The 23886-nt window shown below is 60.4% G+C and carries 16 protein-coding genes; 9 read left to right on the forward strand and 7 right to left on the reverse strand.

The window, feature by feature from the left end; translation table 11 throughout:
• The first annotated feature begins 79 nt into the window (after positions 1–79).
• Both ACT01B_RS19980 and ACT01B_RS19985 read left to right on the forward strand, forming a co-directional pair.
• Positions 80–2005, forward strand: coding sequence for a PAS domain S-box protein (locus ACT01B_RS19980; RefSeq protein WP_445144950.1), 1926 nt, complete (start codon positions 80–82; stop codon positions 2003–2005).
• 485 nt (positions 2006–2490) lie between these two features.
• Entirely contained in the window at positions 2491–3966 is a 1476-nt protein-coding gene (locus tag ACT01B_RS19985) for a glycoside hydrolase family 30 protein (RefSeq protein WP_445144951.1), read from the forward strand.
• Positions 3967–4118: 152 nt separating this feature from the next.
• Here ACT01B_RS19985 and ACT01B_RS19990 read toward each other — a convergent pair whose 3' ends face one another.
• Positions 4119–5693, reverse strand: coding sequence for a M56 family metallopeptidase (locus ACT01B_RS19990; protein ID WP_445144952.1), 1575 nt, complete (start codon positions 5691–5693; stop codon positions 4119–4121).
• Entirely contained in the window at positions 5693–6067 is a 375-nt protein-coding gene (locus tag ACT01B_RS19995; protein WP_445144953.1) for a BlaI/MecI/CopY family transcriptional regulator, read from the reverse strand. The genes ACT01B_RS19990 and ACT01B_RS19995 overlap by 1 nt, the downstream gene beginning before the upstream one ends.
• Positions 6068–6432: 365 nt before the next feature.
• Between ACT01B_RS19995 and ACT01B_RS20000 the strand changes: the two genes are divergently transcribed.
• From ACT01B_RS20000 to ACT01B_RS20015, 4 genes are all read left to right on the forward strand, one after another.
• Positions 6433–7167, forward strand: a complete 735-nt coding sequence (locus ACT01B_RS20000) for a TMEM175 family protein (RefSeq protein ID WP_445144954.1) — start codon at positions 6433–6435, stop codon at positions 7165–7167.
• A 271-nt stretch (positions 7168–7438) separates the two neighbouring features.
• A complete protein-coding gene (locus ACT01B_RS20005) occupies positions 7439–8347 on the forward strand; it encodes a tetratricopeptide repeat protein (RefSeq protein ID WP_445144955.1) in 909 nt (302 codons plus the stop codon).
• Positions 8348–8613: 266 nt separating this feature from the next.
• The gene (locus ACT01B_RS20010; protein ID WP_445144956.1) at positions 8614–9165 is read left to right on the forward strand and encodes a hypothetical protein; all 552 of its coding nucleotides are present in this window, start codon (positions 8614–8616) and stop codon (positions 9163–9165) included.
• Positions 9166–9464: 299 nt separating this feature from the next.
• A complete protein-coding gene (locus ACT01B_RS20015; protein WP_445144957.1) occupies positions 9465–10217 on the forward strand; it encodes a hypothetical protein in 753 nt (250 codons plus the stop codon).
• A gap of 476 nt (positions 10218–10693) precedes the next feature.
• Here the strand turns inward: ACT01B_RS20015 and ACT01B_RS20020 are convergent, their stop codons facing one another.
• Positions 10694–11011, reverse strand: coding sequence for an antibiotic biosynthesis monooxygenase family protein (locus tag ACT01B_RS20020; RefSeq protein WP_445144958.1), 318 nt, complete (start codon positions 11009–11011; stop codon positions 10694–10696).
• Positions 11012–11571: 560 nt separating this feature from the next.
• Between ACT01B_RS20020 and ACT01B_RS20025 the strand changes: the two genes are divergently transcribed.
• Positions 11572–12213: a hypothetical protein gene (locus tag ACT01B_RS20025; protein ID WP_445144959.1), complete on the forward strand. Its 642-nt coding sequence runs from the start codon at positions 11572–11574 to the stop codon at positions 12211–12213.
• A 493-nt stretch (positions 12214–12706) separates the two neighbouring features.
• Here ACT01B_RS20025 and ltrA read toward each other — a convergent pair whose 3' ends face one another.
• Positions 12707–13948, reverse strand: coding sequence for a group II intron reverse transcriptase/maturase (ltrA, locus tag ACT01B_RS20030; protein ID WP_445143493.1), 1242 nt, complete (start codon positions 13946–13948; stop codon positions 12707–12709).
• A 552-nt stretch (positions 13949–14500) separates the two neighbouring features.
• Here ltrA and ACT01B_RS20035 point away from each other — a divergent pair.
• Complete coding sequence (locus tag ACT01B_RS20035; RefSeq protein ID WP_445144960.1) at positions 14501–14836, forward strand: hypothetical protein; 336 nt, start codon at positions 14501–14503, stop codon at positions 14834–14836.
• Positions 14837–15220: 384 nt separating this feature from the next.
• Here the strand turns inward: ACT01B_RS20035 and ACT01B_RS20040 are convergent, their stop codons facing one another.
• Positions 15221–18259 carry an ESPR-type extended signal peptide-containing protein gene (locus ACT01B_RS20040; RefSeq protein WP_445144961.1) on the reverse strand — a complete coding sequence of 1013 codons (3039 nt, stop codon included), beginning with the start codon at positions 18257–18259 and terminating at the stop codon, positions 15221–15223.
• A gap of 252 nt (positions 18260–18511) precedes the next feature.
• Positions 18512–20752, reverse strand: coding sequence for a protease pro-enzyme activation domain-containing protein (locus ACT01B_RS20045; RefSeq protein WP_445144962.1), 2241 nt, complete (start codon positions 20750–20752; stop codon positions 18512–18514).
• Positions 20753–21412: 660 nt separating this feature from the next.
• Here ACT01B_RS20045 and ACT01B_RS20050 point away from each other — a divergent pair.
• Positions 21413–22765 (forward strand): sensor histidine kinase, encoded by a 1353-nt coding sequence (locus ACT01B_RS20050; RefSeq protein ID WP_445144963.1) that lies wholly within the window; start codon positions 21413–21415, stop codon positions 22763–22765.
• A gap of 83 nt (positions 22766–22848) precedes the next feature.
• Here ACT01B_RS20050 and ACT01B_RS20055 read toward each other — a convergent pair whose 3' ends face one another.
• A complete protein-coding gene (locus ACT01B_RS20055) occupies positions 22849–23592 on the reverse strand; it encodes a response regulator transcription factor (RefSeq protein ID WP_445144964.1) in 744 nt (247 codons plus the stop codon).
• Positions 23593–23886: the final 294 nt, after the last annotated feature.

Below are 23886 nucleotides of genomic sequence, written 5' to 3' on the forward strand. Positions count from 1 at the left end.
GACGGGGATTGACATGGCGTACACATTTCAACGAAAAGTGTCCCCTGTTCGACTCACTGCTCAACGCTAGGGGAAGCGCTTGACCACCGACGAACAAAGCAAGTACGAGCTGCTAGTCGACTCGGTCGTCGACTACGCTATCTTTCTACTCGATCCAGCCGGCCGCATCGCGAGCTGGAATAAGGGTGCCGAACGCAATACCGGTTATTTGGCCGAAGAAGTTATTGGGCGCCCCTTCAGCTGGTTCTACACCGAGGAAGACCGAGAAGCTGACGAACCCACCCGAGCATTGTCCAAGGCGAGGAGCGAGGGTCAATTCGAAGCCGAAGGCTGGAAGCTTCGAAAGGATGGGCGTGCCTATTGGGCCAGTACCGTGGTTGACCTCGCCACATCGGCGGATGGTGAGGTGATTGGCTACGCGGTGGTGACCCGGGATCTCACCGAAAGAAAGGAAGCGGAAGATCGTCTTCGGCACAGCGAAGACCAGTTTCGTCTCCTGGTGCAGGGCGTAGGCGATTGTGCCATTTACATGCTGGATCCTTCAGGCCTCATAACGAGTTGGAATACCGGCGCCCAGCGCATCAAGGGATACACCCGGGACGAGATTCTCGGGAAGCACCTGTCCACCTTCTATACGCTGGAAGATCGCGCAAAAGGCGAGCCTGGGCGCGCTTTAGGGACTGCCCTGGACATCGGCCGGTACGAGAATGAAGGGTGGCGCGTACGCAAAGATGGAAGCTCATTCTGGGCACACGTCATCATCGATCGCATTTCCGACGATGAAGGCCGCCATATCGGATTTGCAAAAGTCACACGTGATATTACGGCCAGGCGCGATGCGGACTTTGCGCTGGCTGAAGCGCGAGAAGCGCTGTTTCAGTCGCAAAAGCTCGAAGCAGTGGGGCAGCTGACCGGAGGCGTTGCGCACGACTTCAACAACCTGTTGATGGCTGTGATCGGTAGCCTGGAACTCCTGGAAGGGCGTCTCGCGCATGATCCGCAGGCACTCAACCTCTTGGGCAATGCGCTTGCAGGCGCCCAACGGGGCGCGGCATTGACCAAACGTATGCTGGCGTTCGCCAGAAAACAGGAACTCACGCCGACGGTCGTTGATGTAAGAGTGCTTGTGCAAGGCATCGGCGGACTATTGCAACGCTCGGCTGGCCCCACCATAACGATCGATACGGTCTTTCCGCTTGCACTTCAACACGTCTATGTTGACGCCAATCAGTTCGAGCTGGCACTGCTTAATCTGGTCATGAATGCTCGCGACGCGATGCCCGAGGGTGGACAGATCATCATCGCCGCGAAGGGCGAAACCATCGAACGTGATGCTCATCGCACCGCGTTGCCGAAAGGGGACTATGTTTGCCTCGCGGTGACTGACGAAGGCCACGGCATGGATGGGGAAACGCTCGCTAGGTCGATGGAGCCGTTCTTCACCACCAAGGGGGTTGGCAAAGGAACGGGGCTCGGCCTTTCCATGGTTCACGGGTTGGCCGAACAGTCTGGGGGGCGCCTCGTCCTGCGGAGCGCAGTGGGGCGTGGTACGACGGCCGAACTCTGGTTGCCTACGGCATCCGCACCCGCCGAAAAACCCCTTTTGACGACGCCGAGCTCGACCACACCGCGTACGACCCGAACGTTGACGATTGTCGTGGTGGACGATGATCCGCTCATCGCCATGACCATGGAAGCGGTGCTAAGTGACATCGGGCACCGCACCCTCGTCGCACATTCCGCCCAAGGCGCACTGCTGCTGCTCGAGCAACAGCAAAGCGTCGACCTCTTGATTACCGATTACGCCATGCCCGGTATCAATGGTGCTCAACTGGTTGAGGAGGTACGGAAAAGGTGGCCCAAGCTTCGAGCAATCCTGGCCTCTGGATACGCGGAATTACCCGAAGGTACGGCCAAGGACGTTATTCGCTTGCCGAAGCCTTTCGGCCGACAAGCCTTGCTGCAGGCCGTAAATAGCGCGGCGACAGATTCATCGTCTGAATAGGCGGAAAGCTCTTAACCCGCCTAGGCGGGCTCGGATCTCACTTGGCTAAATGTGAGCTGGGTTGGCGACTGGGAGGAATCTAAGCGGGCGAGAAACGCTAGGATTTGAAACACCGGCCGAACGTTTTCAACAAGCTGTTGCATCGACCGGTTGAGGCCGCCACCCGAAGCGGACACAAACAATGACAGTTCGGTGATGCTTTGATGGCTCAAGGGGAGTCAGTGCTTATCACGGTTCCATTGCTGCGTTCTGGCTCGGAAGGCTCGGTTTCAAAGGAGTATTCCGTTGCGTCAGCCAGTAACGACTACCGGGGCGCGGTCACTGTGCCACGCTCTACGGAGACATCGCTCATGCCAGCGGGTTGAGCGCAGCGACGCCGAGACAGTATTCGGTGGATCTCGAGACGGCCGCCGATGCACCCAGCCGATGAGGAATTAGAGTGTCTATGTTGACCTGGGGCCGATAATGGGCGGTTTGAAGCTGTCATGAATTTTGGTCAGAGCGCAATGCTGCGCATTTTGGTTTTTGCCTTTCTTATGGTCGGCAGTGTGGGCGCCTCTGCTGAGGATGTTGTCCGGATCGACCCGTCTCAGCGATCTCTTCCGTTCGAAGGATGGGGAGTCTCGCTGGCCTGGTGGGCCAAGGTGGTAGGCGAATTTCCGGACTCCTATCGAAACGACTACATCGAAAAGATCTTCGATCCGGAGAAGGGGCTCGGACTTACCGTTGTTCGTTACAACATCGGCGGCGGTGAAAATCCCGATCTGCACATGCTGCCCTTCCGCGCTGACATGGAAGGGTTTGAACCCGCACCCGGGCACTGGAACTGGAGCGCCGACGCGGGGCAGCGCTGGGTGTTACGCCAGGCGAAGGCGCATGGCGCCACGCTTTTCGAAGCGTTCGCCAATTCCCCTCCCTATTGGATGACCGTCAGTGGCAGTGTCAGCGGTGCGAGATGCGGCTGGCGGGTGAAGGGAGTGTGCGTGTGGGCCGTTATAGCGCCCGATAAGCTGAACAATCTGGCGCGCGCGCATGAAGAGGACTTCGCCCAGTATCTGGCGACCGTTGTGGCGCAAATCCAAAGCCAGGACGGAATCGTGTTTCGAACATTGGAGCCGCTGAACGAGCCTAGTTCCATTTGGTGGTGGTATGGCCATAACCAGGAGGGGTGCCATGTTGATCGTCAGGCGCAGTCCCGCATCGTGCAGGATACGAGTCGGGCCCTGGCATCTCGGGGGCTTACAAGCACGGTCAGCGCATCCGATGAAAACGACATTGACGAAGCCCTTGCCACGTTCCGCAGTTTCGATCACGGAACGCTGTCTTCTCTGAGCCAAGTCAACACCCACAGTTACAATGGGAGCAAGCGCGACGCACTGGCCGATAGCGTTGCCGCTGCGGGCAAAAGGCTGTGGCAATCCGAATACGGTGATGGTGATCCAACGGGCATGACTCTGTCCGAAACCATCTTGGCCGACCTACGACACATGCATCCCGCGGCTTGGATTTATTGGCAGGCGGTCGATGGACCGAACTGGGGTTTGCTCACAAATGAGATGGACGGAAAACCCTCGCCGCCGCAACGGGGTAGAAAATACTGGGTCATGGCGAATTACAGCCGGTTCATCCGACCCGGCGCGATATTTCTGGACACCGACGACGAACAGAGCTTGGCTGCGCTGAATGCCAAGGAGGCGCGTTTGATCGTGGTGACCACCAACTCCTCCAATCGCACCAGACATGTCCGTTACGATCTTTCGCGGCTATCGTCCAGGGGAACAAGTGTCACAGCCTTTCGCACCTCGACCACGGAGAGTTTGGCTCCCGTATCGGGCCTTGTTCTATCGAATGGCATCCTGACGGCCAGCCTTCCCAAAGATTCGGTAACGACTTTCGTTATTGCCGGAGCCGGCGTGGAAGTTGGCCACAAGAGCGAAACAGCCAAGACCATCCTCCAGTAACGGGGCACCTGCTTCCTGTTCCTGCCGCACTGAGGGAGGGAGCTTCTCCGGGCGGTAACCTGAGGCCGCCACCCAGAACGGATATTCCTGCTGCAAAGGCACAAGCCGAGATTGCTTGACCAATCTCGGCCGCGGCCATGTGGCCCCTGAGTTCAACCACTCACCGGGTGGCGGTACGCGCTGACGATCGAACCGTTGCCATCGACCAGCAAGTAAACAGTTTCTGCGCCGTTGCGGCGCTCTACAACATAGCGGTCCCAACCGAAGTCGGTAACACCGCCAAACTTGTAGGACTGGACGGGCCCAAGCCTGTCTAAATATTTCTGTCGATCCGGTTTTTGTTCTTTCCTGATCTGTGCAAGCTCGGGACTTAGACCCTTGATGTCTTCGGGGTCGCTAAGCAAAAGCTGAAGTGCTTTTTCGCTACCGGGGAACGGTTTCTGGTCGGCAATCCGGTTGGCCAGCGCCTTGTTGATATGAGTGGCCACTGCCTCATCTACGCGATTCGCCCTCACGGCAACGTGACCTTCGATGCTGCCCACGAGTGCCTTCGTAACGCCTTCGACGTTTTGGAGAAAATCGACCGAGGCATTCATGCTCGGGACGAAGAACTCCCTGTTGTTACGAGGATAGAGGTCTACAGGCCCCTTGAGGGCGACCTGGCCGTTCATGCGAAGCACCAGATGGTCGGCGTTGCGCGTAATGGTGATGACCGACAGGTCGCTGACCTTGTAGTAGCCCGCGTACCCGTCCAGTACGCCCGGACTCAAGGTCACTGCTTTCTCAGCGCTCTTTTGGTTAGCGTCGGGTGGCGTGACCTGTGCAGCAACGGCCACCACGCCCAGGGAAAGACAGGCAAGGCCGACGGCCCATGCGCGCGCCCACTTCTTCGGTTTCAGGAGCATAAGCTTGATCCTCTGTTCGAGAAACGACACGGATTCCGACATACCAGCGGCTACGCCGATAGTTGTCGAGCGGTACTGCCCTACTTCAATAAGGGTTTCGCAGTATTCGTGAAGATCGCCGCCGCCCCGCAGGACGCGGGCGTCACAGTCGACCTCGACCGCGCGCCGTAGCCGGTGGAACTGCCACCACAGCATCACGTTCCATGGCATGAGCACGACCAGCGCCATGGCCAGTGCGAGTAGCTGCGGGTCGCGTGCCCGCAGATGAGAGCTTTCGTGTGCGATGACATGAAGCTGCTGCGCGTCGGGCGTCCGGGCGAGCCATGTCGGCACGACAATATGAGGCTGAAAGATGCCAACCACTGCTGGGCCGACGTTGGGTGAGAACAGCACCGTGGCGTTGCAAAGGCTTCCCTCTTTCCAGTGACGCTTTTGTCGGTGCAACGATGCTGTGGTGATGGCGAATATGCCGAGCAAGAGGACGGACAGAGTCAGCCAGATCCCCGCCACCGCTGAGTCGAGGGTGTGGGCGGTCGACGCGTGCTGTGCCATGGCATCCCAGGCGAGCATTCCGGCGGGTATGGGTATCGACGTCGCGCCCCGCAGCGCTAGCGTTGTCGCCGGCATGACGGCGTGGAAGATCACCGGGACCCGGATCGAAGCAAAGGCGATGGTCAAGGGCAGAAGTAGTGACAAGATCATGGCGGTCAACCAGGCTCCGCGCGTTGCCCGCTGGCGCTGCTTCGCCGCATATTCGCCAAGCAAAGCCGCCATGCTCAGAAAAACGGTGACAAGCGCCGCATAGACCATCCAGGGGAGCATCAGGACTTCTCCTTGCCCAGCCTCTCGGCCAACAGTTTCCGCATGCGCGCCATTTGCTCGGGGCTGAGCTTCTGGTCGGACACCAGATGCGTCAGCAGCAGCTCGGCGGAGCCGTTGAAGAACTTATTGGTCAGGTGTTGTAGTGCGCTCTTTTGCGCCGTCTGCTGCTTGATGCTGGCGAAATAGCGGTGCCCTCGGCCCTCTTCGTCATGGTTGACGTATCCCTTGGCCTCAAGGGTCCGGAGCACCGTGAGCACAGTCGTGTACGCGAGGTCGTCCTTCAGGCGCTCGCGGACTTCGGCCACCAGCGATGGGCCGTGATCCCACAACACCTGGATGACGTCGGCTTCCCGGTCCGTCAACGAAACTTTCATCTGGGCACCTGCCTATCTACTAGTCTTATAGTTATTAGGATCCCGGCGAGGGTCGCTTGTCAACTATAACTTTAGTAGTTAATGCCATCCCGGCCCGACCGCCACCTCCATGTGGCCAGGTTACGGCGCAATGACCAACGTTCGCTGCGCCGCGGGGCGTCGACTTTTGCCTGTCGAGGACCTTGCGGGCAACCCAGCGACTCGGCAATCTCGCAAGGTCTGCTTCCGACCCAAAGCTGACTCATGGGCCAGAGCTCATGTTCTTGAAGACATGACAGTAAAAAGCGCACTCCGACCACCGTGTTGGTTGATGCCGCCCGCCGGGCGTACCGGCGCTATGCTGGGCGCGTGAGCAAGGAGGGAACATGAACCCGACCGACGCACCGACCGCGCACGAGCATCCTGTGCGCCAGCACCATGTCCATCAGCGCCATTTCGACCGCTTGGTCGTACTCGCCGACGGGGTGTTCGCCATCGCACTGACGCTATCCGCCCTTGAGCTCCGGCCGGAGTCCAGACCTGGGCTCTCGATGCTTGGCGCCTGGGGTGTGCCGCTGCTGGTCTATTTCTTCAGCTTCTACCTGGTCGCCCGCGTCTGGTACCAGCATCGCCGAGCCATGGCGCAGCTGCGCCACATAGACGCCGCGCTCACCGTACTCACGATGGTCCTGCTGAGCTTGGTCGCTCTTGTGCCCGTCGTGATCCGGAACCTGGTCGCGGGAGGCAGTCTCGTCGAATTACCGAACGAGTTACCTGTCAGCGAGGTGAGGGTCTACGGCTTTTCCTCGGGGGGCTTCGAGCCGTACGCGTTGACGATGCTGATGATCCAGCTCTGCCTCACGGCAGCGTGGGCCTATGCAGCCTTCGTGGCTCGGCTGGCGCCGGATCTTTTGCCTGCGCGCGCCAAGGCCTGGCTGCTCCACGATCTTTCGCTCACTACGCTATGGGCGACCATGCTTTGCTGGACCCTACACGTGTACTGGCTGGCGGCTGTGTTTCTAGTCGCGGCCGTGGTGGAGCGGTTCGCCGAGCGGCGCATGCGACGTGTCGCATCAGCTGCCGAGGTCGGCATGGACGAATCCCAGCCCGATGAGAGTTGAGGCCCCAAGAAAAATTGCGACAGAGCGCACTATTCGGTCTCGTCGCGAAAGCAGAGTAAGGTCTGCTTCCGACTGCGAATTCAACCGGTCGTTGCAACACACTAAAAACTGCGCGAGCGGCGGGAGTGTTGCAACGACCGGTTGAGTCCGCAACCCGGAGCGGACGTAGTCAACGGTTGGCCGAAATGACCCCCGTCGCTGTGTTGCACGAGACTCGGCAAAGGCGATAGCTTGGTTTCCACCCCATCCTCAGACAATCAAAGGCAGCGCCATGGCTCTTCCGAAGCTAGTGACGTTCTGTTCGTTTTGTCTTTTCGCAGGGCTCGGGGTCTCAGCCGCCCGCGCCCAAACCGCTACCGACCCGTCACTGCCGACCATCCCCGTCGATGCCAAGCCGTCGACCAAGGCGATTGCGTTTCACGACCCGACCGCCGATCAGTCGAATGACGAGTCGGGTGCCTTCAATACCCCGACTAGCGACGGTAAGCCCGGCGAGTACTACTTCCATCTCGGTGTTCAAGCGGTCACCAAGCGCGACTTTTCGCATGCCATCGCAATGTACAAGGTAGCCGCCTCGTGGGCGTACAAACCGGCGGAGTACAACCTCGGCGTGATGTACCTCAGTGGCCAGGGCACGGCGGTGGATCTGCCGCAGGCCATGGCCTGGATGGCGCTGGCCGCCGAGCGCGACGAAGCGCAATACGTGCGGGCTCGCCAGCTGGTCTATGCGAACCTGACGCCGGAGCAATTCGCCAAGGCCAACGAGATCTGGCGCCAGCTGTTGCCCACCTATGGCGATGCCGCCGCGCTTCCCCGCGCCAAGGCGCGTTGGCTGGAGGCCCGCAACACCGCGACGGGTTCACGCGTCGGTTCATCGGCCGCCCACGTGGAAGTCGGCGGCGTCGCAGGCAGCGCCAATCATATGAATTCGCCAAACTACGACGTTCATGATGGCGGCCATGTCAGCACCAACCCCGGCGAAGTTGCGGGTGTTCGCCAGACTGACGGCGCCGTGGCCTATCAACAGCTTCGCTCGACCGACAATCCCTACGATCCAAAATTCAGCGCGAGCACGGGTACGGTCCAGGTGGGTGACCTCGCCCCGGTCAAGAGCAAGGATGGCGAGGCCACCAAAGACAACAGTACGTCGACGGATAGCGCCAGCCAGGGCCATCCCTGAGCAACGCGGGTGATGCCGCACCTGCCTCACCCTCGGAGCACTGGATGCAGCTTCGAGGGTCATGGACCTATTTTGCCGCGCGGCCTAAATCAGTGATGTGGATCACTCGTTCCTTCAGTCCATAGGTACGACGACGCAGTCGTGCTCATCTGACTCGTCTGGCCCAGACATGTAGAAGTACCCGCCGTCCTCACTGGATTTCTATAGTCATTTACGTCTTGACTCATAGGGCCACCGTAGAGGTGCAAGCTAACTAAGGAGAAGTCATGCGCAATCTCACGTTGATGGGCGTTTTCTTTGCTACATCGCTGTTGACTGGCTGCGCCAGTACGCCCGCAACCAGCGGTGCTGGCGCGCAGTTGTTTGGCGCGAACGATATGCCTCACTTCCATGCCTACCTGGCATGCACGAGTAACACGGTCGATTGTTCCATTGTTGAGCGCGCATTCGATCGCTGGGCGGGCGCACGCCACGTCAAGCTGGATACAGTCATGCCCGACGATCAAGCCTTTAGCGCCGGGACGCCTTCTCCCGCGGCGGAGCGGTCGGTGCCTTATCGCCTTACGGTGCGATTCGTGCCGGATCTATCCGCGCCATCAAACCCCTTGGGTGGCGGAAGCATGCCGTTGATGATCAGTTATGCCGCGTCCGTCCAGGTATTCGATGCGGAGACCGGGCATTTGTTGAAGACGATGTCGTTCAAGGACAAGGCGGTCATCGACCAAAACGGCGGCGTGGCAAACCCCTATATCAATGCGCAAGTGAAAACGTTCCTGAAACACATCGATCCGACCTACGAAAAGCTGTCGGCGTCCTGAGCCACCTGCGGATTCAGCCGGTCGTTGCAACACTCCCGCTGCTCGCGCAGTCTTTAGTGTGTTGCAACGACCGGCTGAATCCGCAGTGGCGGACAAGTCCTCAAATTCAATCACGTGCTTTCAGGGGGGGCGCACGAAGCATCTAAGCGTTGTGAAGGCCGCTTCGCCTAGCGGACACAGGTCAGTAGAGAGCTTGACTTGATTTGTGCTCGATGAGCACCCAAGCGGCTGAGCCTACCCATACGAAGCTTCGGCACTAGAGAGAAGAGATTATGCGGATACTTAGTCTTGGTACCCTGATGCTTGCGGCGTTTTGCGTCTTTTCCCCTTGGGTCGCACTTGCTCAAAACTCGCCTGCTGATTTCGGTTCGGACGCCACCCGGCTTAAGACTGGACTTTTCGCCTACCAAGATCGAAACCAAGACGACGGTTCTGTCGTCGGTAGCTCACGCATCGTGATTAGGCGCCTAGGCAACGAAAGCGAATACGAATTTTCAAACCTCGCCACGTTCACGTCAGGTTTCCTGGGTTTTCACAGCCAGCGATGGACTACCGTGGCGTCCAAGCGATTTCAGCCAAAATCCGCGGCCCTCTCTTTCCTCAATGGAAGTGAAGTCGCGCCTATCTTCGACATCATCTATCAAGCAGGCAAGGCAACGGGATTCGTTGTGTCAAGGTCATCGAACGAAGCTGCGAAGAAGTCCTACGTAAACGATCCCATACCGGCGGATACCGTTGATCAGCGTATCGATTGGGCGGCAGTGATCGCCAACGACCTCGAAGTCGGCCGACATTTCGAATTCAACGTGTATGACCCGAAAGGCGGCATCAGCCATGTCCAGGCAGACGTTGGAGCCCTAATCGATGTTCACGTTCCCGCCGGCGACTTCGTGTCCTATGCCATCGACTACCGCATTCACAAAGCAAATGGCATCGAGCATTTTAGGGTCTTCGCCAGCAAGGAAAGCCCCCGCTTTATGGTGCGGGAGGAGTTCTCCAACGGGGTCGTCACGGATCTTGTGCGAATCGAAAATGCAGCCCCATCGAATTGACACGATGGGAGGCAACTGACGGGTCAATGATCTGCTCCGATTGGAATCATGGTTTGCGGGCCTTGCCGCTCGCGCAGTCTTTAGTGTGTTGCAGCCACCGGCTGAATCCGCAGCCCGGAGCAGGCATTTTGCTTTTTTGTCGTTCGCTGCGTTACGTCCCTGCTTCGCATCCCGTGCCTCAAGGCGCTGATGAAAGTTAAGTGCTACAGCGCGGACTTCTCTTGGTGCATATGGGAGTTCGCAATCGGCATGGGCTCTTGCAAGGAGCATGAGGAGAAAGATCCCGACCAGGCGGTACATAGTGGCGCTCCAAAGATGGAGCAAATATCCATTGGCAACTGGTCGCCGACTATCCGGATCTTGCGCTTCGGCCAATCGAGGCGATCGACTATTAGCGAGCGCTTGCGACCCGTGCCGGTCATTCACACCAAAACCCCGGCGATGACCGCACCATCGAGCTTTGAAAGTTAGGGGCTTCAGCCGTCCTTCGATCGGCTGGCAACGACGTAGAAATGCTGAACATCCGGCTCGAATTCGAGGAGAAAGTCGGTGTCTTCGGGGTAGTAGTTAGCCTTCAGAATGTCATCGCCGGCAAAACGACGAATCGACTCCTCCGAGTCCCAGTGCGTCACCGTCAAGAAGTGCGTGACCTCTCCATCGTCTCGACGCAGTACTTGGACATCGATGTTCCCCTCAACGGAGCGATAGTCTGGAATCGCACGTTGTTCGAGAAATGACGCATACGCTTCAGCGTTCTCCCGAGATGTAAGGCCATGCCATATGCGACAGATCATGAGCTTTCCTCGGTGGATAGAAGGCGGGTTCCACTTCCTCAGGCGTAACTTACTTGGTGTGATGTATGGATTGCGCTCACGAGGCCCCGGATGAAAGAAGCGCCATGCAGCGGGCCTCCTCGGTCCGCGCTCCGCAGCTGCGGTGGCCATTGGCCGATGGTAGACCTTGCAGCCACGCTCTTCATTGGGCAAGCTCGGACCGCCCGTTTTCGACCCAAAGAAGACCTGGCCAATCAGTGGAATCAACTAATCCGTACATCGGACGTCTATTGGCTCCCTGCGATCGGGAGAAAGGAATGGATTACCTGATACTTGGAGCCCTTTGTGTGCTGCTGTACTTGTGGTCTAACAGCATCTCAAAGTTACTCGTCAAGCCCTGCTTTGCGTGATTTGCTTATGCAATCCCTTCGCCCTGCCCTATAGCCGTCGTCTTAGCTTCTGAGACAAGGCAATGCTCTAGTCAAAAAATCATGGAGACGTCGCGGCTGAGCGTCAACATGGCACAGCACGTGTAGTCGCCGGACAATGCGCCCTCATCTGAGCACCACATACGATCAGCTATGACCATTTCCTGCGTCGATCCAAAGCTCGTTTTCGCCTGGCAAGCAGCGCATTCCATCGCTCGGAGCTCCCCGCCCCCTGTTCACGATCGCGGGGGCTTCCGGGTAGATACCCACTCGGAGAAGGAAGTAAAACGCTGGGTATTCCCACAGCTATGTGATGGGTTGCGCGCCATCGGACATGAGATTACGGCTCCACGACATTACTTGAAGCTGTGCGGCTCTGACGAGGAGCTGCGAAACGCACTGCCAGCTCGCTGGGAGGTTCAGCCAGCGAACTATTTTATGCTGGCCGCCGTGGCAACCCTCGATACCAAGCCTCTGCCGCATGGGTACAGGATGGAGTTTCATCGAGCCGGGCCTGTCACCCGAGCTCGCATCATCGCGCCGGATGGCGATCTGGCCGCCAGCGGATGCGCGGCAGAAACGGCAGATGTCTTCATTTACGATCGCATCGAAACTGCGCAGGATCACCGGCGGAAAGGATTGGGTGTCGCGGTGATGACGGCTCTTGGAACGGCGAGAAAATCCCCTGCAAGTCCGCAGCTTCTGGTCGCGACAGGAGACGGCCGCAAGCTTTATGCGAATCTTGGTTGGACCTTGCTCGCGCCATTCGCTGCTGCAACCATTCCGGAAAGTTGAATCGATACGCGGACGGATCTTGCAGTTCGGCCACGCTTACTTTCAGTAGAAGCATGGGACTCGCCGCGTATCGCATCGGCCGTGGTGGGTGGCTATTCCCTGCTTTGCGGGCGCCGCCAAATGTTGTTTTACGCCACAAGCCTGTTGTCCCTCCTGCTGACGCAGCCCATGGATGTTGCAACGACCGGTTGAATCCGCAACGAAGTCCGAGGACGACAACAGCCATGTCACCCGAACGGAGGCGCCGCGACGGCAATCCCTGACAGGCAGTAACGTTGGCCTTTGCTACTTTCGGCCTGTCACTCGCGGCGTTCTTTGATTCGGGGCAACGCGAGTGACCATGGCAGCAATGTCATGAGGCGCGGGCCGCAGGTGCTAGAACACCTACGACCCGCTAACCATCACCAACTACCTGGGTCGAGTAGCCCACGGGAACTTCCCCCACAGGCTCTCACGGAACCGGACGTGACAGTCTCCCGTCATCCGGCTCTTGTCATCCACCCTCACCGAAGATCCAGTGTGGCAGGAGGTTGGGTTGACGTTGCTTGATGCCATTCAACCATTGCCACCCACGGCTCCAGTGTCTCTTCAGTCGTTTGTATTTCCGTAACGCCCAACGCACGAGATAGCGATCGATGGTGAACATGGCTTTGTTTAGTGCAGAGCGGTGGAAGTGGCCGTAATACTGCACCCATCCCCGTAACACAGGACTTAGCCAGTCCACGATTTGTTGGAAGCCCAAATCGCTGCGTCGATGTATCGCCCATCCGCGGACGGTCTGCCGCATCGCACGTGCGGCCTTGGCACTGATCGCGGGTGTGAAGTTGGTGAAAAATTGCCCTCGCCGATTCCGCGCTTCTCTTGGCCGAAACTCGTAGCCAAGAAAATCAAAAGAGCAGCTGACATAGATGCTCTTCCGATTGGCATCTTTGCAATAGACAACCTTCGTCTTCTCCGGGTGCAGTGCCAACTTGCAGCGGGCCAGCCGATCCTCAATGGACTGCCTGAGTGCTTTCGCTTCCTGCTCGCTTCGGCAGTGACAAACGATGTCATCGGCATAGCGTTCGAAGGTGATGCCTGGATGAGACTCCCGCATCCACCGATCAAACACATAGTGCAGAAACAGGTTAGCTAGCAGTGGGCTGATAACCGCCCCTTGCGGTGTTCCCCGACCCGTACTGACGACCTGATTGCCATCGGGCATCTGGACCGGCATGGCCAACCATCGCTCGATATATAACAGCACCCAGGCACACTGGGTGTGCTTGCGTACTGCATGTATCAGTAATCGATGGTCAATGGTGTCGAAGAACCCCCGGATGTCCAGGTCCAGGACCCAGTCGCGTTCCCAGCAGCGCCGACGCGCCACCGCTAACGCTTGATGGGCTGAGCGACCGGGGCGATAGCCAAAGGAATCACGATCGAAGATGGCTTCGAACGTGGGTTCCAGAGCCCGTTTGACCACCGTTTGAGCAATCCGGTCCACGACGGTGGGTATGCCTAGGGGACGCGTTGTCCCGCCCTTCTTGGGTATGTCCACTCGTCGCACCGGTTGCGGTCGGTAGCTTCCCGAGCTCATTCGGTTCCACAGCTTGTACAGATGATTGTTCTCATTCTGTGCAAACTGTTTCAACGTTTGGCCGTCCACACCGGCCGCACCCTGGTTCGCCTTGACCTGCTGGTATGCCTCCCACACTTCCCGCTTGGAAATAACAAAGGGTTTGGCCAGGCTCATGCAAATCCTCCTCTTGCGAGTTGTTCGCTAAGTCCAACCGGGATAACAATGCCCCTTCGGTCCAGTGCCATTACGGCACCTTCCTCCCTACTACGGGCATTTCCGCCCCTGTGCGCCGCATCGGTACTCACCCTCTTGGGGAGGCCTTCCCCTTGAGGTTCTCCCTTCGCATCGGCACGACAGGTTCCCAAGTTCCTTATCAAAGCCTGGATTACCGTCACGTCGCCTTCATGCCGGTTGCCAATCAGGCGGTAGGCAGGTCGCCCCCTGATCTTGGGTCGCGCGCTGCAACTCATCAGCACGGTTTCGGCAACGTCTAACCATTTTTCGACACGTCGACAGCGATTCACTTGCGTTCGTCTCGGTAATCCACACCTGACGTGGTTGTCCACGCCTTTAACTCCAACGCTCACCACCCGAGCTCTTGACTCGCGCAGCTTGGAGGGGTTTGCGATCCACGCCTGTACGTTGACCGCGAGGGGCCTTCCCTCATCTTCGATAAAGCATCGCTAGCTCTTACAGAGCTACGCGTTCTTGGCACACGAGTTGATCATGGCTGTCCACGATCATACGGCACCCGCACACCTGTCTTTTCTTTCCTTGGGTGACCCGTTCACCGACTCGCCCGCTGCCGGTCTACCGGCTCATCGTCCACAGGCACCCTCGCTACGTGGCACGACCTTCGACGACGTTGCGCTGGCGCACTACGCGCTTTCGCGACTGTGGTTTGAGGACGAGCAGTATCGAAAGGCGAAGGCAAAGCATCCCCATGCCCAGCCCCTAACATGGCCACTCCCAACGCTTTTCAAGGACGGAGTAGCCGTGGCGATTCAGTGCCTGGAGCAGTACGCCAAGCAGCTAAGCGACGAGCGAGCGATGAACGGGTAAGCGTGTCCTTGTGATCGTCCCCGCGGTGCATCGGCCGGTTGGGCGGTGCACCGCACCTTGGTGACGCCTTACCCCAATGCAGGGCTTTGCCCTACACGGATCGCCGCCAGCGCTTATCCGTCGATCCGCTGTGTCCTACACAGATGCGCCCGCAACAAAGGGAGCGACGGCGCCCGCTTCCTCTTGCGGCTCCGCGGTCACGCTGACCACGGTCTTCGAGCCAAAAAAACGGCCCCGCTTGCACGGGGCCGTTCTGACTTTCATGGACAACGATCTGGAGATGAACTGCCAGATCGCCGGGTGCGGACAACATCGTCCATTTCGCTGTTCGAAAAACGGGCCGGCACAGTCATGCCATATCGGCCGCATTTCCCATGCAGTTATTTACAGATCCACGCCGAAGCCGGCACCCACGGACGTCTCTGAACCGCTGGCCGTGGCACCCACGCTGACGTGCATGCGGTTACCCAGCGGTGCGGCATAGCCCACCGAGATCGCCGAGCGTCCCGACTGTTCACCGACGCCTGCTGCAAGGCGACCGTTACCGGTGGCGCCGGCCGCATTGATCGCCATCTGGGTCGATGCAGCACTCATCGCGCCGTCTTCATTGATGCGCTTATCAACCTGCCGGAACTGGTCGTTCATCTGGTTCTGCAACGAGTGCACATTGCTCACCGCGGCATCGGTATAGGCCTTGGCCGCTGACAGCGTCTGCTGTGCGTTGACGTCGGTATAGGTCTTGGCCGCTGCCAGCGCTGAGTTGACTTGGCCGACGTTGGCGGCATCGGTGGTATTCACGCCGGCGGCGACATTGGTGATCTGACGCTGGTTGGTGGCCGAACCGACCGACACCGTGTTGGCGACATCGGCAACCGAACCCTGGCCCAGGGCCACGGCATTGGCGGCCGTCACCGACGCAGCTTGGCCGATGGCCGTACCCGAGGGTGCTGTTACGGATGCGCTTTCACCGACGGCCACGGCATTGGTCGCCGTCGCGGCGATGACCGTGTTGGCACCGACGGCCGTGCTGCCATCCGCATTCACCTTGGCGTTACCGCCGAGCGCGGTGTCGTTCGGGCCCGCGGCGTAGCTGCTGCCACCGATGGCGGTGCCCATCGCGCCACCGGTCTTGGCGCTGTCGCCGATCGCCACATCGCCCGAGTTGGCCTGCACGGATGCGCTGCCGCTGCCATCCACTGCGATCGTATTCGGCATCATCCCACCGCTCTGCTGCAGGGTCGTCATCGCGCCGTTGAGCGTGCTGATCGCCAGCGCGTCCTGGTTTTCCAGCGTGGTCAGCGCGTTGATCGAGCTGTTCAACGAATTGCCAAGCGTGTTGAGCTGGCCCATGTTCACCGCGTCAGCATTGGCTACACCGGCGGCGACGTTGTGGATCGTCGTACCGTTGGCTCCCCCCAGGCTGACGTTGGCCATGTCCGCCGCGGCGTAGTTCACCGCCATGGCGCTGACCTGCGACATGCCCGAGGCGAGCGTCGACGTGAGCTGGCTGAAATTCACCGCGTCGGTGGCCTGAGTGCCGGCCGCAACGTTGGTCAACTTCACGGGCGTCACGCCGCCACCCAGGGTCACGCTGGTATGGGTGCCGTCGGTGTACATGACCGCGTTGCTGAGGGTCTGGTTGGTCGCATACAGCTGCGAACCGTTCACCGCATCGGTACTGGTTGCGCTGAGCTGGCCGGCGGTCACGTTGGTGATGCTGCTGGTGAACTTGGCGCCACCCGTGGTGCCGTCATTACCCACCGATACGGTGTTTGGGGTATAGGCCCGCGCATTGGCACCCAGCGCGACCGCGTTGTTGGCGGTGGCGAGCGCACTGGTGCCAAGCGCGATCGCGTTGGTGACCTGCGTGGTCGCCCCGGTCGGAGTCTTCACGCTCGCGCTGTAGCCGATCGCCACGGAGTTGCTCGGCATAAAGTTCTGTGGCGCAGTTGGGTTGGTATTAAAGGCCGAGTAATTATAGATGGATGCGGACGTTCCGAGCGCCACGTCATTTTTACCTGCCGTAGCGCCGTAACCCATCGCGACGCCGTTTTGCGCTACCGCGGCGTTGGAACCAATCGCCGTACCGGAGTTGTAGTAGTGCTGGATGTTCGAGGTGTCAACGTACCCAGCGATCGTCGCCCAGTTACCGATAGCGGTTGCATTGGTGCCATTGGCACTCACGTTGTAACCAACGCCGGTAGACCAAGTGCCCAACACGGTGGCCAACACACCCACGGCGACGGTATCTCTACTACCGGTCATTGCTTGGCCGCCAACGGCGACCGACAACCCTGACTGGGTGACTGCGTTGTACCCGAGCGCGGTGGACATGCCACCATAAGTCATGGCATAGCCACCCAGCGCAACTGACTGGTCACCCGCGGCAATCGATTGATAGCCGATGCCGATCGCCTGTACACCGGTGACAGTGGAGGTCATGCCGATAGCCACGGACGCACCACTTGCTGCTACGGCCTGATAGCCGTTGGCGACGCTTCCGGTGCCTAGTGCCTGCGCCTCAACACCCAAGGCCGTGCTGGCGGTGCCTTGTGCCTGCGCCGCATACCCCATGGCCGTGCCGGCGGTGCCCTGTGCCAGCGCCGAAGGCCCCATGGCCATGCTGTAATCGCCGGTGGCAGCGGCGTCGGTGCCGATGGCGACGGCGTTTGCACCGATCGCAGTGGTCGCTACGCCAAGGGCGATGGAGCCATGGCCCGAAGCCACCGCACTGGCGCCGATGGCCGTGGCCAGAGCACCCGAGGCGGCCGCCGCCTGCGGGTTGCCGGAGGCGTCGTAAATCTCCGGGTTGCCACTGGCGTCCACCGCGACTCCACCCATCGCCACGCTGCTGCGGCCGGTAGCCTGCGCGTTGGCGCCTACGGCGATCGTGTTGACGTTCGTGGCACCCGCGCCGTAGCCGATCGCGGTCGCGTAGTCGGCGCCAGTGAAGGCGCTATGGCCGATGGCCGACGAGCCGACGCCGATCGCCTGCGAGTTGCCGCCCACGGCCGTGCTGTAGTCGTCATTGGCCACGCTGTTGTAGCCAAGGGCCGTGCTTTCGGTGCCAAACGCCGAGCTCAGCGCACCACCAGCCGTGCTGTTGGTGCCCAGAGACAGGGCGTTGTCGCTACCGTCACCTGCACCGTCGGCAGAGAAGTAGATGGCCGTGCTGGAGCTGGGCGCCGGCACGGAGGTCTGCGGCATCGCCCGCTGTGTTGTTGGCGGGGTCGTATTGTCGGCGGCCAGCGCGGACGTCACGGACGTCGCCAACAGTGTCATGCCCATGGCCAGCGACAGCGCCGCCACGCCGGCGCGCATGCGCTTGGCGCTGCCGCCCTTGCCATTGGCCTTGGCAAACTCGCTGGCAACAATGGTTGTACCCAGCGACTTGCTCCAGATCTTGCTGTGAATCTTGTTCATTGATTTTCCCGGAATGTTGGATCCGCAGTGCGTGTGCGGGCTCGTCGGCGATTCGCGACAGGGCACGTCATGCATCGGATAGCGGACGTCGTGACGCCCATGAATGAGATGAGAAGGCAACACCGGCCGTTTCCCGCGGACGCGCCTTCCCATCGCGGCTTCCAGAAGCCACTCACGTTGGAAGAAATGTCCCCTGCCGATGGAGCCCGGCCGTAGCCGGGCTCCTGGCCGTTAGGGCAAGTGCCCGGTCGCTTACTGCACGCTGCCCAGCACACTGACTCCGCTGAACACCGCATTTCCGCCGGTGATCGTCAGATAGTAGGTACCCGCCGCCGGCGCTCGGATCGTGATCGATTCGGTATTGGTGCCCGGGTGTGCCGACACATGGTCGTAGGACGACGCGCTGGCAGCACTATTGAGCTTTTCAAACAACGTGATGTCACCCGTACCACCGCTCGTGCGGAAGGTCAGAGAGGTCCCGGGCGCCAGCACCACGAAGGTGAACTGCTGTGCCACACCGGGTGTGCCCTGCGTGGTGACCGCGACGTTGTTGGTCAGCGCGGTGACCACCGGCGGCGGCGCAACGCCGGACGGCGGGGTGCCGTCGCCCCAGGTATAGGCCAGCAGGTTGAAGGCGCTGATGTCGAGCGAGCCGAAGCCGGTGGTGTAGTCCCAGCCCGCTGCGGCGTTGTAGCCATAGGTCGTGCCGGAGTAATACACACCGTTGTTGCCCGAGGTCACGTCATGCAGCACGGCCGGGTTGTTCGGAAAATCCCGATACATATAGCTGGCCGGGAAGCCGATCGAGTTGTTCGCGTAGGTCTGTGCGCGCGCAAACGTGCCTACGAAAATCGGCGAAGCGAGGCTGGTGCCGCCGACCCCGTACCTCTGGCCGCCGATATAGATCACGGCGCCGGTGACCGACGATGCGTCGAAGGCGATGTCCGGTACCTGGCGCTTGGTCGCGCCCAGCGCGGTAGCCTGCCATGCAGGTGCCGCTTCGAACGCGCTCGGGCCGCCACCGGTGGCCCAGATGCGGTTGTTGCCGTCGCCGGCATCCGCAATGCCGTCATTCCAGGTGACTTCGCCCGCCCATGCGGTGCCATTGGTGGTCACCTCCGTGCCACCCACGGCGATGACATTCGGCGACGTGGCCGGCTCACTCGCCACATAGGTGCTGATGCTGAACGGTGCCGGCAGCACCACGCCAGCATTGGTTTCGAATTCGCCACCGCTCTCGGTGTACACGCCCTGGTCACCGGAAGAGACCGAGAAGGTCTGCCCCTGCGCCACGGCCTGGGCAAAGATCTTGTCATCCACCGCCTGGTCGCCCGACTGGTTGGCCGAGATCTCGCCTTCGCCCAGCGACACGTTGATGACCTTGGCGATGTTATCCGTCACCGCCTTGTTGTAGGCGGCCGCAATGCCGGCGTTGGTCAGCTCAGCGTCACCACTGCCAGGGAGGCCATTGGCCGCCGTGTAGAACACGAGCTGCTTGACGCCGCCGGACGTGCCGGTGATGGTCTGCGAATCCAGATTCCACTCGCCGTCACCGCCGGGGTCATCGGAGAAGTCCTTCGCGCCCGCAAGCGTCACCGGCACCACCTTGACGTTGACCGGATTCATGCCGTTCACCGTCGTCATCGTATTCAGGTCGGCCAGCGTCTGGGTCAGGTCGCCCCAGGTGATGATGCCCACCGTGGTGTTGTACGCGGTCGGCGTGGTCCCGGCGTCGTAGATCAGCGGGAACTGCGTCGGCGGGTGCAGCACCGTGGTCGGGCCAGACTGCGTGCCGGACTGCGTGCCCGTCCCGGCCACCGAGGAAAGCTGCGCGCCGATGTGGCTGAGCGGATGCTTCACGCTGACGTTCTGCAGGCCGGTCACCGAACCGACGATGCCGCTCAACGCCTGCGGCACCATGGCGTCGCTGTCGTTGCCGAAGCGTAGCTTGCCGTTCTCGGTGTAGGACTTCATCGTCGCGTTGAACGCCGTGCCCACGGTGGCGGCATTGCCGTCCGCGAACACCAGCGTATTGTTCGGCGACACCGTGATGTTGGTGAAACCCGACTGCTGCATGTGCGTCACGACGGACTGCACTTGCGCGTCGGTCGGCGCGTAGGCCGCCTTGAACTGGTCCGGGGTGAGGAATTGGTGGTAATTAGCGCTGCCCCGCGTGTTCACGCTCTTGTTGAAGGCCTGCAGCTGGGCGACGTTACGCAGGTTGAGGCTCACGGCCACGTGCAGCACCTGGGTGCTGGCAAGCGGCGAGACCTGCGCCTGCACCTTGGGCCTTCCGTGCGCGTTGATCACGTAGCTGGCGGTGGCGGCCGAAGTCGACTGGGCTTTCAGCAAGGCGGCATGCGTCCCGGTAGTACCCCACGCGGTGGCGGCATGGCCATTCATCGGGCTCAGCGCCAGGGCCAGGGCCATGGGCAACAGCGCCTTGTTGCAGGACTCGACACCGGATTTCAGCTTTTGTATGCGACTAAACATCTTTAATCCCCAAAAAAGATGGAAGGCCCCCGCCGCGACTCTCGCTGGCGGATGGCTCGTTTCTGATATGCGCCATCAGGCGCGTACGCAAAGTTCAAACATCAACATCTGGCGGAGCGAGCGGAACGCGCTCATGGCTGACGAGACCATGGCGGACGCGACACACCCGTCGAATCCGTCCGCTAACCCGCGCTTACCCGCGCCTCCCCGCGCCGACAGCCAGACCCTTGCCATCGAGCTCAGTCAGTTCAGAGGCAACACCGATCCGCCGGAGCGATTTGCTCCAGGCCGGTGGTAAATCCTGTTCACGTAAAGCCCCCCCGTTTAGTGCTGATGCGATGACCGGCGATTGCCGTCGGTCAAGTTCGCATGGCGTTGCAACCCCCGCCCGTGGCAATCCCCATTGCCGTTCGGCGGTGTATGGACGTCGAAATGCCTAGCGTCCTGCAATCGTCTTGCGAAGAGAATTGGCTATGTCGACTGTGGAGTCACGCACACTTTTCCACGGGATATTTCCGTGAATTTCTGAATCTCACGCAACATTGCAGTTGCTCACGGCGCGAGCTCATGCGACAACTGTCAGGCGATAGATCGCGGTTGGGGGGCATAGTGATCAAAAAGGCTTGGCGTGCCATAGGCGAATGGCTGGCGCGGGTTCCCGTGACGGATCCCGTGGACCGACGCAATGCACCTTTCGTGCAGCTGCTGCTTATTGGCATGGGTTTCCTGGTGCCTATCGACCAGGTGATCCACCTGAGTTTTGCTTCGTTCCGGCACAGCATGACCTTGCCAGCCCTGGCCGTGGACGTTCTCACCGACGTGCTGATCATGATTACGGCCTGGGTGTGCCTTTACCTTGTCCGCGTCGGCCGCTTCCGGCTGGCCATCAAGTCGTATCTTGGGGTGATGCTCTTTTCGGCCATGTGCGCCTATGCGCTGCTCGGCCTGGAGCGGCTGTCGAACGATCCGTTCCCACTGCTTCTGCTCGGTATGAGCGGGCTGCTCCTTGGCCGGCGTGCGCTATGGACAGTGTTTGCAGTGTTGATGGTGGTGTTCGCCATTGGCATCGTGTCGGATGCCATTACGCAAGCAGGGCAAGGTGCCGTGGCATGGAACTTCGGCAAGAAAGTATCGATGGCGATTGGCTACGTCGTTGTGGCCGTCGTGCTCGATCGCACAAGCGCTGCGCTACGCGAGAGCCTGGCCGAGTCCAATGCGCGCGGGCGGATGCTGCAGGTGACGAACGAGCGGCTGTACCGCGAGATGGAAGACCGTGCCCGTGCCCAGCAGTTGTTGATCCATGCCCAAAAGCTGGAGACGGTAGGGCGGGTCGCCGGTGGCGTGGCTCACGATTTCTCCAACGTGCTCGGGGTGATCCTGGGTTATGCGCAGCGCCGCGAGCGGCTCGCCGATAGTGGGCCGGAGGCCTTGCTAAACGCCCTGCAAGGTGTGGAAATGGCGGCCCGACGAGGCTTGGCGGTTACCAGTCGCCTGCTCAGTTTCAGCCGTGAGGAGGCCACCGAACTGGAAGTCTTCAACGCCGACGAAGCGCTGCGCGAGCTACTGCCCATGGTCTGCCAACTGTTCGAGGCCAACGTACGGGTAAGTCTGGCGGTGAGCGAAGGGCCTACGCCTATTCGCTTCGACCGTTCGCAGTTCGAACTGGTGATCCTCAGCATGGCAGCCAACGCCCGCGATGCGATGCCCGAAGGCGGACACTTTCAGCTGGGTGCTTGCCCATCTAAGCAACGCCCTGCCGAAAGTATCGAGGTCACGCTGATCGATAGCGGACACGGCATGTCGGACGAAGTGAAATCACGCATGTTCGACGCCTTCTACACCACGAAGCCGGCCGGCAGCGGCACCGGGCTTGGGCTGGCCGTGGTGAAGGATCTGGTCGTGGAGGCCGGTGGCTGCATCGACGTTGAGAGTTCGCCCGGCCAAGGTACTCAATTCCGCGTCCGCCTACCCCGCGCGGACACGCCACACACGGAATCTGACCTGTCGGTCTGAGCGCTTGTCGCCTTCACTCGTGCTGAGAAGTGGACGGCTGAATTACCACGGCGGGATCGATGGACTGGGCCAAATGGTGGCGCTCAGTGCTGCATCTCCGCCACGAAAACGTAACCACTGCCGCGCGCTGTGAGTAGCGGCACGGCCTCGTTGGTGCACTTGCTTATCTTCCGGCGCAGGCGATGGATCAGCATATCCAGCCGATGTGGATCGAAGTTGTAGACATCCTTGGTGAGCGAGGCAATCAGCGCCTCTCGCTCAACCGGTGCGCCGGCCGCTGCAATCAGCGTGTTGAGCAGGATGCGCTCGGGCGCGCCAAGGGCGATGACTTCGCCCCTGGGTGAGACCAGGCACCATCCATCGGTATCCAGATGCCAGCGCGCATTGGCGTTCGCCGGTTTCTCGAACGCCACCTCCGGCGCGGTGCGCCCCCGCATCCGGCGGGAAAGGCTGTGCAGCGTGGCCGCCAGCACTTCGATATCGGCAGGTTTGGCCAGGTAAGCGTCAGCACCATCGCGGAGCGCGCGGACCCGATCATTGCGTGAATGGTTGCCCGTAAGCATCACGATGCCAAGGTCGGGCAACTCTTGCAGGTGGCGAACCACGCTAAGGCCGTCCTCGTCGGGCAAGCCGATATCGAGCACCACCATGTCGAAGGTGTTCTTCAGCATATGCCGATACAGCTCTGCCGCCGTGCCGGCGCCAGAAACGTCGAAGCCAAAATCGCGCAGGCCGGGTAGGAGAATGGCCTCCCGCAAGTCGGGATCGTCCTCCAGGACAGCCACGCGCAGCGCCTTGGGAGCCTTGCCACTGGTGTTGGATTGCATGCTATCTCTCATGAATGTAGCCATCACTCCACTGCAACAGATACTGGTGGCTAGATGCCGTGACCCGCCGCGATGATGGGCGATGTGGACATGCAAGCAGCCGGTGGAAGGAGGCTGAGGCAGATCAATAGGTTCTTCATAACGGCTCTTCCGCACGGCACCCGACGAACCTATCAACCGGTGACCTAGTCGCCCCCCACCCATAAAGGGGGGGCACGACCATGCGAGGTTGCCATTCTCACGCCTGAGCTTTCGAGCGCCACCCCGCCGTCCTCAGTGACCATGTCACGGCCG

Source organism: Dyella sp. Tek66A03, assembly GCF_052567735.1.

Coding starts and splice junctions, on each gene's coding strand:
- ACT01B_RS20005 (WP_445144955.1), top strand. CDS start 7,439: ATGGCTCTTCCGAAGCTAGTGACGTTCTGTTCGTTTTGTCTTTTCGCA.
- ACT01B_RS20010 (WP_445144956.1), top strand. CDS start 8,614: ATGCGCAATCTCACGTTGATGGGCGTTTTCTTTGCTACATCGCTGTTG.
- ACT01B_RS20020 (WP_445144958.1), bottom strand. CDS start 11,011: ATGATCTGTCGCATATGGCATGGCCTTACATCTCGGGAGAACGCTGAA.
- ltrA (WP_445143493.1), bottom strand. CDS start 13,948: ATGAGCCTGGCCAAACCCTTTGTTATTTCCAAGCGGGAAGTGTGGGAG.
- ACT01B_RS20000 (WP_445144954.1), top strand. CDS start 6,433: ATGAACCCGACCGACGCACCGACCGCGCACGAGCATCCTGTGCGCCAG.
- ACT01B_RS20015 (WP_445144957.1), top strand. CDS start 9,465: ATGCTTGCGGCGTTTTGCGTCTTTTCCCCTTGGGTCGCACTTGCTCAA.
- ACT01B_RS19990 (WP_445144952.1), bottom strand. CDS start 5,693: ATGCTCCCCTGGATGGTCTATGCGGCGCTTGTCACCGTTTTTCTGAGC.
- ACT01B_RS20040 (WP_445144961.1), bottom strand. CDS start 18,259: ATGAACAAGATTCACAGCAAGATCTGGAGCAAGTCGCTGGGTACAACC.
- ACT01B_RS19995 (WP_445144953.1), bottom strand. CDS start 6,067: ATGAAAGTTTCGTTGACGGACCGGGAAGCCGACGTCATCCAGGTGTTG.
- ACT01B_RS20055 (WP_445144964.1), bottom strand. CDS start 23,592: ATGCAATCCAACACCAGTGGCAAGGCTCCCAAGGCGCTGCGCGTGGCT.
- ACT01B_RS19985 (WP_445144951.1), top strand. CDS start 2,491: ATGAATTTTGGTCAGAGCGCAATGCTGCGCATTTTGGTTTTTGCCTTT.
- ACT01B_RS20035 (WP_445144960.1), top strand. CDS start 14,501: ATGGCTGTCCACGATCATACGGCACCCGCACACCTGTCTTTTCTTTCC.
- ACT01B_RS20025 (WP_445144959.1), top strand. CDS start 11,572: ATGACCATTTCCTGCGTCGATCCAAAGCTCGTTTTCGCCTGGCAAGCA.
- ACT01B_RS20045 (WP_445144962.1), bottom strand. CDS start 20,752: ATGTTTAGTCGCATACAAAAGCTGAAATCCGGTGTCGAGTCCTGCAAC.